Below are 16177 nucleotides of genomic sequence, written 5' to 3' on the forward strand. Positions count from 1 at the left end.
AAGCGTGTCATGATGAAATCGTTTAAAAAGTTAATGAATAAAAAAGCCAATCCTAATCAGAGTGCCAAAATAGAGCAGCTTCGTAATGGATTGGCTTTTTTGCTGTTGGGTGGATTGTGTTATGGATTCTATCTGTATTCGTCAAAGCCACAACCTACACTTCCTACCAATAAAAAACCGGTGTTTGATGGGGTGTTAGACAGTGCCTTTAGCAAATTAAGTGATGAAGCGGTACTTGAAAAACAACAACGCCAAATTGATGCACTTAAAGCGGTGGTAGAAAAAAATAAAAAGAGTACACCTAATAAATCAAACGATTTGGTTTCGGAGAACCAAGCCTTATTAAACGCCATGCAAAAACAATTAGAGAAGCTTGCGCTTGAAAATAAGGAAATCAACGGAAAACTACAGGTGGCGTTGCTTAAAAACTCCCAAACCAGTTTAGCGGCAGTGGCTGCAAGACCGCCTACACGTGAAGAAATCGAGGCACGTCATAAACAACGCATACAAGACGAAAAAGCCTATTATGGCAAAGCGGGTCTTGAAACAGTTCACTTTAATTACCGCCGTCAACAAAAAGAAGAGCGCACACCGGATAATTACGTCTGGGCAGGAACTCATGCTGAAGGCATTTTACTGAGCGGAGCTAAAGGGGATGCTGGGATTAATGGTGCTAAAAATATGGGAACGGCACTCATTCGCTTGGATTCTAATGGCATTATGCCCAATAACCGCCATTCACGCCTTAACGGTTGTCTGGCTATTGTCTCTACTTATGGGGATTTGTCCGATGATGCCGTAGTGATGCACCTTGAAACTCTCTCGTGTGCGAAACCTAATTTAAGCTTTGAGCAAAAGGTGTATGGGGCGGTTTATGACCTGGATGCGATGCAAGACTTACGCGGTACATCCATTTTAAAAACTAAACCTCTTTTAGAATACAGTGCGGCTGCAGGAATTTTAGCAGGCTTTGGGGATGGGCTTAAAAACCTCAATACAGCGCAGACTATTAATCCAGGCGCAGGTACCATTACGACTTATGGTCAGGCTTCCACGTTGATGCAATCCGCAGCAGGAGGGGCGGTGAGTAATCCGGCCAATAAAATCTCCGACTATATCATGAAAATCGCTGATATTTATCATCCTTTGGTGGTGGCGCGTGCAGGGCGGCGTGTATCCATCATGTTTACCAAAGGTTTTTGGATTGATAGGGCGCACCAATCGTTTGAATCGGGTAGATCCATTGATAATCAATCGGCTCAAAATGAGGCTGCAATTACCACAACCATTAGCCGAGCAGGCGGTGAAGCAGGGGAGAGTGGCAGTCGTGAGCCTTCAGCCCCACAGTCCACGTTCCAATCCGATACGCAAACCGCGCAGCAATTTTTAAATCAGAATGGGATGTCTAATCAACCCCTCTTTTCAACAGTTAATCCTACAGGAGACATACATGGTTAAGGCATGGCTTGTTTTGTTCTGTTGTTCGGCAGTGGCACTTACGGGATGTTCTCGATCCATTTTTGATCATCAAGATGTTCGCTGTCCCTTTGTCGAGCGTGGTGGGTGCCAAAGCATGGAGCAGGTGAATCGGATGGTGGATGCGCGGCGATTTACACCGGATGGGCAATACGTGCAACAAGAGCAATGTGTAGGCTGCAGCGCCTATTCAAAATAAATGAAACGGAAACTTTTTTAGGATTAACTATGTTCGCAACACTAAAAAAATACGTCCAGGGTTTTAGGAATTCAATTGATGATTATTTGGTGGACGGGGAAGAGGAATCGTCTTCTCAAAATACCTTAAATGTAGGCGATCACCAATATCCTCTTTTTTGTAAGGAGCTTCCTTATCAATATTATGATGAGGAATCGCATTTATTTATTAATCGCTGGAATACAGGCTTATTGTACCGCATTACCCCGTTAACCGGTGCGAATGAAAAAATTGCAGAGCAGTTGGATTCAATTTTAAGAACCAAGGTTTCTGATGAATTTACCTTGCAGCTCATCTTAGTCAAACACAATCAAGTGGGGCCTGAGCTGGATGTTTTTTCAAAGCAGTTCATGAATCCAGATTTTGAGCAATTAAGTGTGATGGGTAAAAGTCTGCGTTCGTTTTATGGTGAGGCGGCAGTTCATGGATTTAAAACCAATACCAATGTCAATCCTCGAATTACACAAACCGAATGTTATATCGTTGTTGATAAAATCAAGGGAAAAAATGAGGAAGACGCTAAAGCCTGCTTTGCTCAATTTCGTATTGCCTTTGAAGCCTCGCTCATGTCAGCCAAAATTGGTTTTAGAACCTGTAATGCTGAAGAGTTATTACGTTTACTTCATTTTTATCTGGCTCATGAACCCGATAATATTTACCCAAAAATATCCTCTTATGATCCAAAAACACTCATTCAACATCAGGTGGTTGGCCGTGATTTTGATGTAGAGGTGGCCAAAGAAGGCTTACTTTTTAAAGGGGTTAATAATCAAGGAATGGCCTTTGAAACGGTGGCTTCCGTGATGACCATCGATGGTTTACCAGGTGAATACCATCTTTGGGATAATATTAATAACAGCGCCAATATTTTTAATCCTGAGCAAAGCATTCCCTGTAATCACATTATTTCTGTGACCTACCTGGTTGCCGAACAAAATAAAGCTCAAGGGCGTGCGAATCGCAAAACGAGTGATTTGGATAAAAAAGCGAAGAGCGATTATGCGTTGCATGTGGCAGGGACAGAAAGAAAAGCACGTGAATGGCGTCATTTTCGTGATGATTTGGCTTCAGGAAAGACACGTTCTTGTAAGATGCTCTATAACGTCGTGTTGTTTTCCAGACGTGCTGAATATGCCCGAGATGTGGAGGCAGCCCGTACTTGTTTTTCTTATAACGGTATTAAGCTTGCGTTAAGCCGCAGGATGCAAACCCCTTATTTTTTGGCAACATTGCCTTTTTTATTTACGAACCATCTCCAAAAAGGATTTCAACTACCCACGATGATGTGGCCTATTTCCTCATGGAATGCGACTCAATACATGCCACTTTTGTCAGATTGGTCAGGGACGGGATCGGGTATTTTATTGCCGACATTACGTAATCAATTTTCTTGTATTGATCCGTTCTCAGGGAAGCTAGGCACAAACTACAACATTTCTGTGACCGGCACCTCAGGCGGGGGAAAGAGTTTTTTTATACAAATGCTGATGCTCAACGTGCTGTTCAACGGAGGGGATCTCTTTATTGTCGATGTTGGAGGAAGTTATAAGAAGTTATGCCATGCTTTAGGTGGCGTGTATTTGGAATACTCCAATTTGGCAATGAATCCCTTTACTCATGTCACGAATATTGGCAAAGAAATACAGCATATTCTTTCCTTGTTTCAATTATTAGCGTGCGCTAAGGATGGAGCCAGTGATGATGATCGCGGGACGTTACGTGAGGCCATACTGCAGGCGTTTTCTGAACATCAACAAACCACGTTAATTGACAACGTTCAAAGTAAGCTTTTGGAATTGCATCAAAACGACCGAGAAAAATACCCTACAGGGAAAATTCTGGCGAAAAATCTTGATCCCTATTGCACTCATTCAGAGCACGGTACTGTTTTTAATGCACCCTCTAAATTAGCGCCTGATGCCCGCATTATTGTCGTGGATTTAAAAGAAATTGAGGACGATGAACACATTCGTGCACCGGTATTGCTGTCTATTTTGTCTCAGTTTCAAGGCCGGATGTTTAATTCCGATCGCAGCCGTCAAAAAATGTGCATTATTGATGAGGCCTGGTCTTTATTCTCTGGTGATCAAATTGCAGTGAATTTCATTAATCGAGGGTTTCGTACTGGACGGCGGCATAATGCGTCCTTTGTAACAATCACGCAAGGTATTGATGATTACTACGCATTTCCTGAAGCACGTGCTGCTTGGGAAAACTCGGCAATCAAACTCATTTTTCTTCAAGATGGAGACTCCCTCATCAAGCACCAACAGGAGCATAACACGTTTTCTGATTTTGAATTTAAATTACTTTCTGGTTTTCCTAAAGCGAAGGATGCTGGATTTTCGCAAGTTCTTGTTCGTGCAGACGGCATTTCTTCCTTTCATCGGCTTTTTGTTGATCCGTTTACGAAGGTCTTATTGTCTTCTGATGGACGTGATTATCAAGCAGTAATGAATTACATCGAGCAAGGGTATTCATACATTCATGCCGCGATGCTGGTAGCTAACAAACATTATGATTTATCCAAAAACGTGTTGGTAGAAGGAGGGCTTGCCGATGCTGCGTAATTATAAGGCTCAACTCTTAATTCTAGCGGTTCTAATCTTGTCTGGCATGGTGTTATGGGGCTTGCACAAGCCTACACTGATTGCTGTCGTGGATATGCAGCGCTTACTTAATCAGCCTGCAGTTTTATTGAGTCAAAGTAACTTATCAGAACAGGAACAAAAAAAGATATTAAAGCAGTATTCGTCGTTGTTGCCTCAGGTCTTATCACAGTATGGGGCTTCTCATCATGTAACCCTAATCACTGCAACAGTGATTTCCAGTGGACGGTTTGATGTGACGGATGAGGTGATTGCCGCAACCTTGGACCAGCAGGGTGCATTATGAAGAACGTAGCGGGGTTGGTTGTGGCAATTTTAATGAACGTTGCTCCGGTGTATGCCAAAAACTTAGGCAATTACGGCCAGCTTTTTCCTGTGGTTGAGAAAGACATCCGCGAGGTCATCATGACGAAGCTGCATCGCTTAGAACAATCAGGCGCCTTGAAACAGCATCAACAAAAAATAGTGGCGCGAGTGGAGGAGCACGTAAGAAGACCCAAGCCTCTTCATTTACCCACGACAACGACTCCTCAAACGCATGAATTAGATCCAAGTATCGTCGTGAACCAAACGCTTTATGCCCATGATGGGACGGTGATTGCTAAGAAAGGGACGCATCTTAATCCTTTTGAACATGTGTCTTTTTCTAAAACGCTGTTTTTTTTCGATGCCGATGATCCAAAGCAACTTGCTTGGGTCAAAGCGCATTACACGCATTTTGACCAGGTTAAATTTATTTTAACCGGAGGGGATGTTAAGGCGGCTTCCGAAGTTTTGGGTTCGGTATATTTTGATTTGGAAGGACGCTTGAGTAGTTATTTTCACTTAAAGCATGTGCCTTCTGTGGTCAGCCAGAAGAGATTGGTTTGGCGTATTCAAGAAATTGGACAACACGAGTTACGCAAATAGGAGTAAGTACTATGAATAAAAAAACGTTGATTGCTCGATTCATGGTGCTGTTTTTATTGAGCTCGCCAAGCTTTGTTTATGCGTCTCAATGCAAAGGGCACTTTGTTAATCCAATTACTGATGTCTGCTGGAATTGTTTGTTTCCACTCACCATTGGCAGCAGTGAGGTGGTTAAGAGCAGTTATCCTGATACAAACAATCCAGGCAATCCTTTGTGCTTATGCCCCACGCCCATTGGCGAGCGTTTAGGCGTCACCACTGGTTATTGGGAGCCTGCTGCTTTGGTTGATGTGACACCGAAACCCTGGTGCATGGTCAATTTAGGTGTGCAGCTGAATGTTACAAAAAAAGGGTTAGGCGGCTCCCAGATGCCAGAGGTGGATGGGCGAGGTGCGTTCTATTACGTTCATTGGTACAAATACCCTCTGGTGTATTGGCTGCAGGTGTTAACGTCCTTAGGGTGTATGGAAACGGAAGATTTTGACATCTTATATCCATCAGAGTTAGACCCCACCTGGAATGACTCCGAACTGGCTTTTGTTCTAAATCCTGAAGCTGTTTTATTTACTTCGCCTCCTGCACGAGCTTCTTGTGCCTTTGATGCGAGTAAAGCACTTGCAGGCACCGCCGTGAACAGCCTTTTTTGGTGTCAGGGTGCACAAGGCTCTACGTATCCATTAACGGGTTTTGTTGCACACCAGGCAAGTCCCATAAGTACCGCAGCCTTACTTGCCGAACGCGTTGATTTTAAATTGCATCGACCACCAACACCTGCGATACGCGATTCAATAGGCCAAGATTGGCCTGCAGTATGTCACACCTATGCATCGAGCATTATGCCCAAAGATCGTTATCGCTATCAGCTAGTGAATACCTTGCCTGAGGCGCGTCAATGTCATCCGTTTGGGCAATCAGTGATTAGTTGGGAAGCAGGGCACACCTATCCAGGTGACGGAGACAATTTTGGGTTTTTGATTTGGAAGAAAAGAAACTGTTGTTTTCTTTAAATGATGGGGATGAATCATGAATGCATTTGGAGTTTTTTTAAGTAGCCTGTTTTTAGCCACAGCAAGTCATGCCAATGTGAATGATTTTCTTAATGAGGCATCGGCAACAGGGAAGACAGCACACGATTCAGTAAGCCAGGATACGTTGGCGCATTGGAATGCAGCATCCAATCAATCCATTGCCCAAAATAAGACTTTGATTGATCAAATTATTGAGCAATCACGCGATGGAACTCCTGTTGCTCAAAAAGGCCAAACTGTTGATGGAGCAGTATTATTTGTTTCTTTTTCCATGCCCGAATCTTTGTTGTTTTCACTGAGCGATGAGGCAGCTTCTTATAAAATTCCAGTAGTGATTAATGGTTTGATTGATGGGGATTTTAAAAAAACCATTACGGCGTTTTCTAAGCTTCATGCTAAGGCAAAAGAATCCAAATGGGCATTTAATGGGGTGTCGGTTGATCCTTTATGGTTTGAACAATTTCATATTACTGCAGTACCTGCATTGGTTGTAAGTAAAAGGCCTAGCTCTTGTGGGCAGCAATTACTTTGTCCTGAACAGACTTATGATGTGGTGTATGGCAATGCGTCTATAAAAAACAGTTTACAACTCATAGCGCAGAAAGGTGATAGTGCCAATGAGGTGGCGCAGGCTCTTTTGGAGAATGCTAATGCTTAAGTGGGGTGTGTTGATGGCACTACTTTCTATGGGTTGTTTTGCGAATCAAACAGGGACCGATTTTAACGGTTTTAAAAAGTATGCTAAATCGTTAAATGCCCAACCCAAAGAGGCTATGCGTGGGTTTGAACCTCAAGCGATTTTTGAAAAGTATTCAGAGCATCCCGCACAAGAAGGATATTATCAAGGGGTTCAAAAGGAACAAACGGATTTATCAACTCAGGCTAATGCGGCGATTAAAAATGATCCTGGTGCTCAAACCGTTATTGATCATTTTGGAACAAACAAATTTGAACTCAATCAAGCCAATTCCGTATTGGCTCAATCCCAGTTGATTCAGGCTGAAAGTTATGCGATTACGCATGGACAATCCAATGATCGCATTCAATGCTCGAATCAAAAGCCTCTCTGCACGATGAAGACGCATGAAGAACAATGTTTCAGCTCTCGTTCATTGCCCGATCAAACTTGCTCCCAGAACCTTAAGGTCCTGGTGGCTTCTGAAAAAGTAGTGCAACGCGCTGATTTTTCGTTTTATGTTGCTAAAAAATGGACCGGAGTGATTACCGTAAATTTGGTGACTGGAGCAATCACTAATGCTGTGGGCGGCTCGGTTCCTTATCCCATTCGAATGAAGCATCCTTGTGATGGCATGAGTGTCACCATTCATTCGATACGAAATAATGGTGCGAATGCTTATTGGGTTCAGGTAATTGGCACTCCAACGTGTGCGAATAATGGGTTATTGACCTTTTATATTAATAAAGGATGGGGACGAGTCTATCCCATTCAAGTTGCTTTGACGGTCACAGCACACTCCAAACCCTACATTAGTCAAGAGTATTGGGATAATCATTGTACGAGCTTTGAAAATAAGGGGTCGCTGTGTCGAATCAAAAAAGAAAAATGCACGGATACTCAGTCCCCTAAAGTAATTGATGGTCTTCCCATATCTCGTGCGTGTTGGGCAAAAGAATTGACGTATTCTTGTTCCAGTGCTGCCGCTGATGAATGCCTCGCACAGAAAAACAAAGGGTGTTTCCAAACAGCATCAGAATGTGCGCGTTTTGATGAGCAAACTTGTGCTTTGTATAAGCAGACGTACAGTTGCCAGGAAAATGTGTGTGAAGCCCCTATTGAATGCATTAAAGACTTATTTTGCGCTGATGGTGAGTGCACGGAGCATTCCCAAACTCAAAACAGTGATTTTGGGCAAAGCGTTTCTTCTTTAGCAGTTGTAGGAGAAGCGGGGCATGAATTAAGCCAACAACCGAATGCGTCTCTTTTTGGCGGACAAGCCGTGCAATGCAAAATATGGCCCTTGGATCTTATTGATTGTTGCCATGATAAAGGATGGGGAAAAGACATTGATTTGCTTCATTGTCGTGAGGAAGATAAAGCGCTGGGGCGCGCTAAATTAAATTATGTGGCTCATTATCTAGGCGAATATTGTAGTGAAAAAGTGGCTGGGGTTTGTTTAGAACATAAACGCTCTTATTGTGTCTTTCCAAGCAAAATGGCCCGAATTATCCAAGAGGCCCGTCTTACACAAGTGAATGCCCGTGGTTTGGGTGATGCAGAGCATCCAACCTGTGCAGGAATGAGTGTGGCAGAACTGCAGAAAATGGATTTGGGGCGGGTTGATTTTGTAACACCTATTTATCCCTTTGGTCATGGGATACCTAATAAAGCGGCAGGGATTGCAGGTGATCTAAAGATTAAATCTCAAGATCCTAAAAAGTCCATTGATGAAGTCACCCGAAGAATGCAAAAAAAGGCAGGTGAATTATGAGTCGCCTGTTGATGCTGTTGGTATGGGGGTTGGTCGGGACGTCGCTTCATGCAGATATTGTTCAGGAGCATGCAAAAGGCTTTCATTGGTATAGCGTTGAAGAACAGCCCAAACCGATTAAAAAAATAGTACAGCCACGACCTGCAACGGTTGCGAAATCTCCTTATGAGCGTTTAATGGATAAACGTAAGGAAACTCTGAATAAACTGGCAGAGGCTTTGATTGCGCCATCTTTTAATGCAACGCACGAGTATATGAAAGCGCAGATGGATTATTCAAAAAATAATCAACAATTTGTGCGCTATTGGCAACAAGTCTTATTGATCCATCCTGAATTGGATAGCACGCTGAATTTTCCAACCGATAACTCAGCGATTGCGGTACGTAATGATGCACAAAAAGTATTAATCAACAAAGTTATTCATGAAAGCAGTGTGCGTTTCGGTTTTATCTTATTTTATCGTGGCACGAGCTCTATTTCACAAAAAATGGTCGTGCATTTACTGCCCTTTATTAAAGAATATGGTTTTTCCATGATTTCAGTCAGTACGGATGGCCAACTCATTGATGGGCTTCCTAATCCTAAATCAATTCCTTTGGAAACGGTTCAAAAACAAGTAGCACTTGAGGCGAAGTACATGCCTGCGCTTTATTTCGTGGATTTAAAGAGCAATAAGATGTCGCCTGTGTCTTATGGGTTTTTATCTTTAGAAGAGTTGAAACAGCGCATTTTTGATGTGATGACGCAGTTTAAACGATTTAGTTATGAAGGAGTGATTGAATGAAAAAAAGATTCTTTTTAATTCTACTATTCCTTATTAGTACGCATTCTTTTGCAAATGTGGCATTGGATGAATTAACCCAACTTTTAAATAAAAAACAAGAGCAAGAGGAATTGACGCGCACCAAGAACAAAAGAATCAATGCGCTGTCGGAGCAACATTACTTTATTTTTATATACCGCTCCACCTGCCCTCATTGCCATCAATTTGCGCCCATACTTCGTGATTTTGCATCCAGTTTTCATATTCCTGTGGAGGCCTACAGTTTGGATGGCGAGTCTTTAGATGGATTTGATTCAGCCAATTTAACGCCTGAGTTGTTTCAAACCTTATATGTATCTGGCGAATACAAGCCCGTAGTGCCTGCCCTGTACCTCGTGAATCGTCCTACGAACCAAGCGTATGCTGTGTTGTTTGGTGAGGCACAGCCTGCACAACTTGCAAACCGCTTGGATGAACTCATGACGCATTTGGAGGAGAAATTTCATGATGAATAGATTCACTACTTTGCGAGATGAATATGTTTAAAAAAACTGTTGCTGCCTTATTGTTGTTAGGAACCAGTCAGCTCTTTGCGAACGCAGAATCCGATTTATCCCATTTTTTTAATAATTTGGGGTTTGATGCCAATGTGACGGGCTCACATGCCTATCAAACTCAAGCAGCGGGTTATGCGGCTCTTGGTTCGGTGTATGCCCGTAATCAAGTACGTACCATCCGTCTTGCGCATGTGGATGTACCTGGAATGCGCTCTGGTTGTGGTGGTATTGATCTCTTCGCAGGCGGTTTTTCCTTCATCAAGTCGGATCAGATTGTGAAGTTCATGCAAAATATCTTATCGGGAGGAGCAGGTTACGCATTAAACCTGGCCTTAGAAACCGAGCTTCCTGAAATTGCGCATGCGATGCAGTTTATGCAAAAACTGGCGAATGAAATTAATGGCACCAATTTTAATTCCTGTGAAATGGGTGAAAATTTAAGTGCTGCGGTGTGGCCGCGAAATAGGGCGGCACAACAGCGTCTTTGCGAAGATTTGGGTCGCCACAAAGGAACCTTTACGGATTGGGCCATGGCACGTCAGAAATGTTCCACAGGTGGTGAAGCTGATTCCATATTGGCTGAGGCTAAAAATAATCCTGAATATAAAGACCGTGTGTTAATTAACACCAATATTGTTTGGGACTCCTTACAAATTAATCAGTTTATTGCACAAGATCCTAAGTTAGCCGAAGTGTACATGTCCATTTCAGGAACCATTGTCTTTAACGCGAAAGGGGCGTTAATGACTTACCCATCGCTTGCAACCAATCAAGATTTTATTAAAGTCTTGTTGTATGGAGGAAAGTTACCTAGTTACCACTGTACTGATACAGGGCCACAGTCGCATTGCTTATCCATTGATGCTACAAGCACACAAGAAATCAGTGCCAAAAAAGCCTTAGTGGCTCAAGTCCAAGAATTACTGCAAGGGATTTATGACAGCATTAAAATGGGAAAAGAGTTATCAGATAAGCAAAAGGGGCTGATTGAGTTAACACAACCTGCAGTTTTTAATCTTATTTCTGCCAATGCGCAACAAAACACAGGTATTCAAGGCAGTTATGAGCTGGCTCAAAGTGTTGCAACCGATTTATTGGCGCAATACCTTTCCAATTCCCTCGATATTATTCGCGCTTCGCTCTCAGGAAAAGAACTCGGCGCTCACAATGAAGAGCGTTTATATAAAAATCTGCAGACGGCACAACAGTTTGTGGCGCGGTTTAGCACGGAAAGTCGTGAGCGGTTTAATGCGGCTTTACAGACGAATGAATTAATCCGCAATAACGTCAAACAAGCATTAAGTGCTTTAACACCCACCTTAAGAACTGCCTATTATGGAGACGCACAATGAGTCTTTTAACCATTTATACACCACAAAATGGCGAGTATCTCAAAACAGTGCTGGATGCTATGGTGACGCTGCTTGGCACCTCAACTTACAAATCGGCTCAGGACATTGTGAGTATTCTTGCTGTAGGAGTGGTCGGGTTTCAATACGTCAGTGGTAAAAGAATTCAAGCCATTAGTCGTTATGTTTTGTGTACTTTTGTCTTTTTGTTTTGCATTTTAGGCATCAAAACGCCGGTTGCTATCATTGACATGCAAACGGCTGATTCGGCGGGACCTGCACTAACCGTAGATAATGTGCCATTAGGCGTTGGGCTGCCTGCGGCACTAATTAGTGGTATCGGATATGGGCTTACTAAAGTATCTAGCAACATATTACACATGCCCCAGGATTTAGATTATACAAGAACAGGAATGTTGTTCGGATCGCGCACTTTTTTGGCTGCGACTAGTTCTGATTTATCTCTGTCACCAGAGCTTTCTCGTGATTTATCCACTTACATCAGGCAATGTATTTTTTCAGCAAAGCTTTTAGGCAGCCAACAAATATCACCTCATGAATTGAAGCACAGCTCCGATTTAATTCGCCTTTATTTTGAGCATCCATCCCCCATTTATCGTGTCCTATTTCATGATGGTACTAATTTGAGCTGTATTGAGGCAGCAGCACGTTTAAAACCACAACTTAATGAGGGAATAGAAAAACAACTCGTTCATTTATCGAATATTATGACCAAGGGTGATAAAGAAAAGTTTAGTGATGGTTTGGCGGCCGCCCATTCCTACTTTATGAACGTGTCCAAAGATGCGGCCAATGTCCTTACGCAAAATATTTTAATCAATGCCACCCGAGAATCAGCCCTTGATGCCTTTGCTTTTGCTGGTGCGGATGCGGAGCTGATGAATTATACCAACAGCTCCAGTCTGCAAAAAATGCATGTGGCTGAAGCGAATAGTTTTTGGCTTGCTGGATATCGGCTTCCTTATTATATGACCGTCTTTTGGATGCTGACACTGTGTATTTTCCCTTTAGTGATGTTATTAGCGCTGGTGCCCGCCATGCATGGGGTATACATGATCTACATGCAAACCCAAGTGTTTTTATGGTCTTGGCCTCCGATGTTTATCATTATTCATTTTTTTGTGTCGTTAGCGTCCTCTACCACACTAACTTTATTTGGTTCTAAAAATGGTGGGGTCACTTTTTCAACCATTGATTCCATCGCCAGTATTCAAAGTAGCTTTGCGTATACGGCAGGGGGCTTGGCTATTAGTGTGCCCGTGATTTCCCTGTTTATTGCCAAAGGCTTACCTAATTTATTAAGTGCTGCGTCTCAACATCTGGGAGGCATGGCGCAATCGTTATCGACAGGAGAAGCGCAATCAGTCACACAAGGTAATATTTCGATGGCCTCTTACAGTGGTTGGAACATGAACTACAACAACACGCATGCGAACAAATGGGATACCAATTATCAGCATATGGAAGGGCGAGCTACTGTTCAAGCGGATAACGGTGCCTTGCTTTCGCAAGGAATGGATGGGTCACGCGTGATTAACGCACAGTCTGCGATGAGTCAGATGGCAACGCGATTACACGCATCCGACAGAATCAGCTCCTCATTACAAGACAGTGCAAGCCAATCTTTCCAAAATGCCCAGTCGCATCGAACCAGTGCTGATTCTCATTACCAGCAAGCCTTGAGTGGGCTTTCTCAATTTAATGAAAGCGATGCCAGCGAGGTGCGCGAAGGAACGGGGATTAATAGAACTCTCAGTAACGCTTTGAATCAAGATATTCGTCAAATGCACGATGCGGTTAACCAATACAATCAACATCATGACAAATCTGGGCAGGTGTCTTGGGATGCGGCGGTTTCGGCCAGAATTGATACACGCAGAGGGGTATTTGGATCGTTTACCCATGCGGTCACGGGCATTTCTGGAGAAGCGAGCACGAGTTTGAAAACAGGCTTGTCTGCCTCTAACTCGGTGCAAGCCTTTTTTAACTCCAGTGAAGGTCAATCATTCTCTAGCGCATGGAGCCACATGGAGTCTACAGCCAAGACGCACCATTTGGATGCCAATGATTCGTTTAATTTGTCAAAATCCGAACAAATCGCAGCCAACCTATCCCAAGGACATGCTTTATCGGATATGGCCTCAGCTGAATACAGTAAGGGTGAACATTATCAGCACATGGCTAATCGTGTGAAAGAACACTCCGACGGTATGGATAGAGTATTGGATCAGGCGTTTCATGATTGGGCGGTGCAGCATCATGGGGTCCAGGTAGAAAAAGCATTGATGGGAACCGATACTTCAAGTTTGAGCGCACAACAACAATTGGCCGATCAATTTATGAGCTCTTCCCAAGGACAATCGGCAGTCAAAGAGCAAGTAAGCCGTATGATGCACTCATCACCTGAGCAGGTGAAAAACCAATTTGAAGCGCAACGTGCTTCGATGAATACCCATCAAAAAGCACTCATCAAACAAGCCCATCAGGAGGGTTCTGGAGGCGTTTTAAATAAATCGCTAGAGCGGCATTTAAGCCAGGTGCAAGACAACACCATCCAGCAAGCGCACGATCTGCGTATGGATAATCGAGAAGATTTATCGAAAGCCTACCAACACCAAGAGAGCAGTACAAAACAGGAGATTAAGACATCTGAAGCGGACTTAGCACATCGGCAAGCACAACAAAAACAGGATTATGTGGACAATGATCGTTGGTACAAGGAAGGGCGTTATGAATAAGCAAACACGTGTACTTAGTAGGGCGGATTTAGAATCATGAAACAAAGCTCCTTGCAAAATATGTGGCAATTTATGAGTGGCGGACAGATTTTTGATTATAAAACCAAAATGATGATTCAGGTGAGTAACCGTATTTTTCACTGGGCTGTCTTAGGTTTTGTCGTGCTTTTTTCGCTGATTATGGTGTTTTATGCCTCTTCTGAATTAAAACTGGTGGCGCTTCACCACATTTCACGGTTTCTCGTGAAATTCCATAATGGGGAGTATGTGTTATGGACTAACCTCAATGGGAGTAAAATCACAGCGCTTTTTTATCAAAAAAGCCCTCTTATTCAAGCCTCTGTACATCTGGCTCAAGAGGCTCTTTGGCGAAAATCGCAAATTTCTTTGATTTTTGGTGGGGCGGTGTATCTGTTGATTACGCTGTTATTTTCTCGCTTCTTTATTAAATTAGGTGAAAAATACACCAAAGATCAGTTTGTTTCCGGTACGCGCTTGGCTGACTCGCCTAAAGAAACCATCAAATCAGTCAACGAATCACAACGTGGTGCTTCAGAAATTAAACTGTTGAATCGCTTACCTATGCCTAAGTATTCTGAAAAGCAAGGGATGTTGTTTCACGGCACAACAGGTGCTGGAAAAACCCAAGCCATGATGATGCTTTTGGAGCAAATTAGGGCACTGGGCGAACCGGCAATCATTTATGATAAAGAATGCACCATTAAACCTTATTTCTTTGATGAGCGCATTGATGTGGAACTTAATCCCGTTTCAAAATTATGCGCCAATTGGAAAATGTGGCGAGAATGTGCTAATCCGTTGGAGTTTGGTTCGTTTGCCACCTATTTAATTCCTAAATCAGTTCAAGGCAGCGATCCGTTTTGGGTAGACTCAGCAAGAACCATTTTCACCTCGATGGCATGGAAAATCAGGGATTATGCAGAAAAAGATCCCGTGTTTCTTCTTCAATTATTACTTACTACTTCCTTGGAGGAAATCAGGAATATTCTCAAAGGGACTGAATCTGAAAATCTGGTGAGTAAGGAAATTGAAAAAACGGCCATTTCCATCAAATCGGTTCTGGCTACGTACACAAAGGCGCTGCGCTTTCTTGAGGGACTTGAAAAGTCGGGTAAAGAAGATTTTTCGATTAAAGAGTGGATTGAAAATACAGCCGATCCTAAAAAGTACAATAAAGGGTGGTTATTTATTACGTCACGCTCCAAATACCATAAAGAAATAAAGCCTTTAATCTCTTTATGGTTAGGACTTGCTATGCAAGGAGTGCAATCCTTGGTGGCTAATAATAAAGGGCGTATATGGCTTGTCATGGATGAATTAGCGAGCCTGCATCGTTTAGAAACCATTTCAGACACTCTGGCAGACATTCGTAAATTTGGTGGGTGTGTTGCCATCGGCATTCAATCCATTGCGCAATTAGATTTTATTTATGGAACCCATGAAGCCGGAGCCATTGCGGATCTACTCAATACTTCCATTTATTTTAGGAGTCCAAAATCGAAAGTCGCTAAGTGGGTTTCCGAAGACTTAGGCCCACAAGTGATTAATGAGATGAAAGAAAGTCAGTCTTATGGTCCTGATTCTGTTCGTGATGGGAATACGGTGGGCTCGCAACGTACCAAGCGAAATACGGTCGAAGAGGGCGATATTATGACTCTTGATGATATGGAGTGCTATGTTCGGTTGGTAGGCAATCATCCCATTACCCGTTTGAAAAACCAATACATTGAGCGTAAAGAAATTTGCGTACCTCTTATTGAGCGAACTATCAATTTTGATGCATTGGAAAAAGTAAATCACCGTGCATTGATGGTTCAAAATAATCCTCAAAGAAATGATGACGTTAAAAAAATCCATCAATTTGAAACACTGGCGCATGAGGTATCAGATAAGGATTTAGTGCCTCCTGAATCACCATATGCGGAACCCAAAGATCAATCTGCAGCGAATAAAAACGACACCGATACGATTGAATTGCGTGAGGCGTCCATTGTTATAAAAGAAATTTTTTAAGTCA

General features: G+C 42.8%; 12 protein-coding genes. All 12 read left to right on the forward strand.

The window, feature by feature from the left end:
* Window positions 1-9: 9 nt before the first annotated feature.
* The 12 genes from DGG96_RS15360 to traD all read left to right on the forward strand — a co-directional run bounded on the left by DGG96_RS15360 (window position 10) and on the right by traD (window position 16173).
* Window positions 10-1458, forward strand: coding sequence for a TraB/VirB10 family protein (locus tag DGG96_RS15360; RefSeq protein WP_110143528.1), 1449 nt, complete (start codon window positions 10-12; stop codon window positions 1456-1458).
* Between the two features lie 105 nt (window positions 1459-1563).
* Window positions 1564-4284, forward strand: coding sequence for a type IV secretion system protein TraC (gene traC, locus DGG96_RS15370; RefSeq protein WP_233590607.1), 2721 nt, complete (start codon window positions 1564-1566; stop codon window positions 4282-4284).
* Window positions 4274-4609 (forward strand): type-F conjugative transfer system protein TrbI, encoded by a 336-nt coding sequence (gene trbI / locus DGG96_RS15375; RefSeq protein WP_110143530.1) that lies wholly within the window; start codon window positions 4274-4276, stop codon window positions 4607-4609. Before traC ends, trbI begins: the two co-directional genes overlap by 11 nt.
* Entirely contained in the window at window positions 4606-5232 is a 627-nt protein-coding gene (traW, locus tag DGG96_RS15380) for a type-F conjugative transfer system protein TraW (RefSeq protein ID WP_110143531.1), read from the forward strand. Before trbI ends, traW begins: the two co-directional genes overlap by 4 nt.
* An 11-nt stretch (window positions 5233-5243) precedes the next feature.
* On the forward strand, window positions 5244-6239 hold the full coding sequence (traU, locus tag DGG96_RS15385; protein WP_110143532.1) for a conjugal transfer pilus assembly protein TraU: 996 nt from the start codon (window positions 5244-5246) through the stop codon (window positions 6237-6239).
* A gap of 16 nt (window positions 6240-6255) precedes the next feature.
* Window positions 6256-6918: a type-F conjugative transfer system pilin assembly protein TrbC gene (gene trbC / locus DGG96_RS15390; protein ID WP_110143533.1), complete on the forward strand. Its 663-nt coding sequence runs from the start codon at window positions 6256-6258 to the stop codon at window positions 6916-6918.
* Complete coding sequence (gene traN, locus DGG96_RS15395; protein WP_110143534.1) at window positions 6911-8710, forward strand: type-F conjugative transfer system mating-pair stabilization protein TraN; 1800 nt, start codon at window positions 6911-6913, stop codon at window positions 8708-8710. Before trbC ends, traN begins: the two co-directional genes overlap by 8 nt.
* A complete protein-coding gene (gene traF / locus DGG96_RS15400; protein ID WP_110143535.1) occupies window positions 8707-9495 on the forward strand; it encodes a type-F conjugative transfer system pilin assembly protein TraF in 789 nt (262 codons plus the stop codon). Before traN ends, traF begins: the two co-directional genes overlap by 4 nt.
* On the forward strand, window positions 9492-9989 hold the full coding sequence (trbB, locus tag DGG96_RS15405) for a type-F conjugative transfer system pilin assembly thiol-disulfide isomerase TrbB (protein WP_110143536.1): 498 nt from the start codon (window positions 9492-9494) through the stop codon (window positions 9987-9989). The genes traF and trbB overlap by 4 nt, the downstream gene beginning before the upstream one ends.
* A 23-nt stretch (window positions 9990-10012) precedes the next feature.
* Complete coding sequence (locus tag DGG96_RS15410) at window positions 10013-11383, forward strand: conjugal transfer protein TraH (protein WP_233590608.1); 1371 nt, start codon at window positions 10013-10015, stop codon at window positions 11381-11383.
* The gene (locus DGG96_RS15415) at window positions 11380-14139 is read left to right on the forward strand and encodes a conjugal transfer protein TraG N-terminal domain-containing protein (protein ID WP_110143538.1); all 2760 of its coding nucleotides are present in this window, start codon (window positions 11380-11382) and stop codon (window positions 14137-14139) included. The genes DGG96_RS15410 and DGG96_RS15415 overlap by 4 nt, the downstream gene beginning before the upstream one ends.
* Before the next feature lie 36 nt (window positions 14140-14175).
* On the forward strand, window positions 14176-16173 hold the full coding sequence (traD, locus tag DGG96_RS15420) for a type IV conjugative transfer system coupling protein TraD (RefSeq protein ID WP_110143539.1): 1998 nt from the start codon (window positions 14176-14178) through the stop codon (window positions 16171-16173).
* Window positions 16174-16177 lie beyond the last annotated feature (4 nt).

It is taken from the genome of Legionella qingyii (genome assembly GCF_003184185.1).

Coding starts and splice junctions, on each gene's coding strand:
- traD (WP_110143539.1), top strand. CDS start 14,176: ATGAAACAAAGCTCCTTGCAAAATATGTGGCAATTTATGAGTGGCGGA.
- trbC (WP_110143533.1), top strand. CDS start 6,256: ATGAATGCATTTGGAGTTTTTTTAAGTAGCCTGTTTTTAGCCACAGCA.
- traN (WP_110143534.1), top strand. CDS start 6,911: ATGCTTAAGTGGGGTGTGTTGATGGCACTACTTTCTATGGGTTGTTTT.
- traU (WP_110143532.1), top strand. CDS start 5,244: ATGAATAAAAAAACGTTGATTGCTCGATTCATGGTGCTGTTTTTATTG.
- traF (WP_110143535.1), top strand. CDS start 8,707: ATGAGTCGCCTGTTGATGCTGTTGGTATGGGGGTTGGTCGGGACGTCG.
- traW (WP_110143531.1), top strand. CDS start 4,606: ATGAAGAACGTAGCGGGGTTGGTTGTGGCAATTTTAATGAACGTTGCT.
- trbB (WP_110143536.1), top strand. CDS start 9,492: ATGAAAAAAAGATTCTTTTTAATTCTACTATTCCTTATTAGTACGCAT.
- DGG96_RS15410 (WP_233590608.1), top strand. CDS start 10,013: ATGTTTAAAAAAACTGTTGCTGCCTTATTGTTGTTAGGAACCAGTCAG.
- trbI (WP_110143530.1), top strand. CDS start 4,274: ATGCTGCGTAATTATAAGGCTCAACTCTTAATTCTAGCGGTTCTAATC.
- DGG96_RS15360 (WP_110143528.1), top strand. CDS start 10: ATGATGAAATCGTTTAAAAAGTTAATGAATAAAAAAGCCAATCCTAAT.
- DGG96_RS15415 (WP_110143538.1), top strand. CDS start 11,380: ATGAGTCTTTTAACCATTTATACACCACAAAATGGCGAGTATCTCAAA.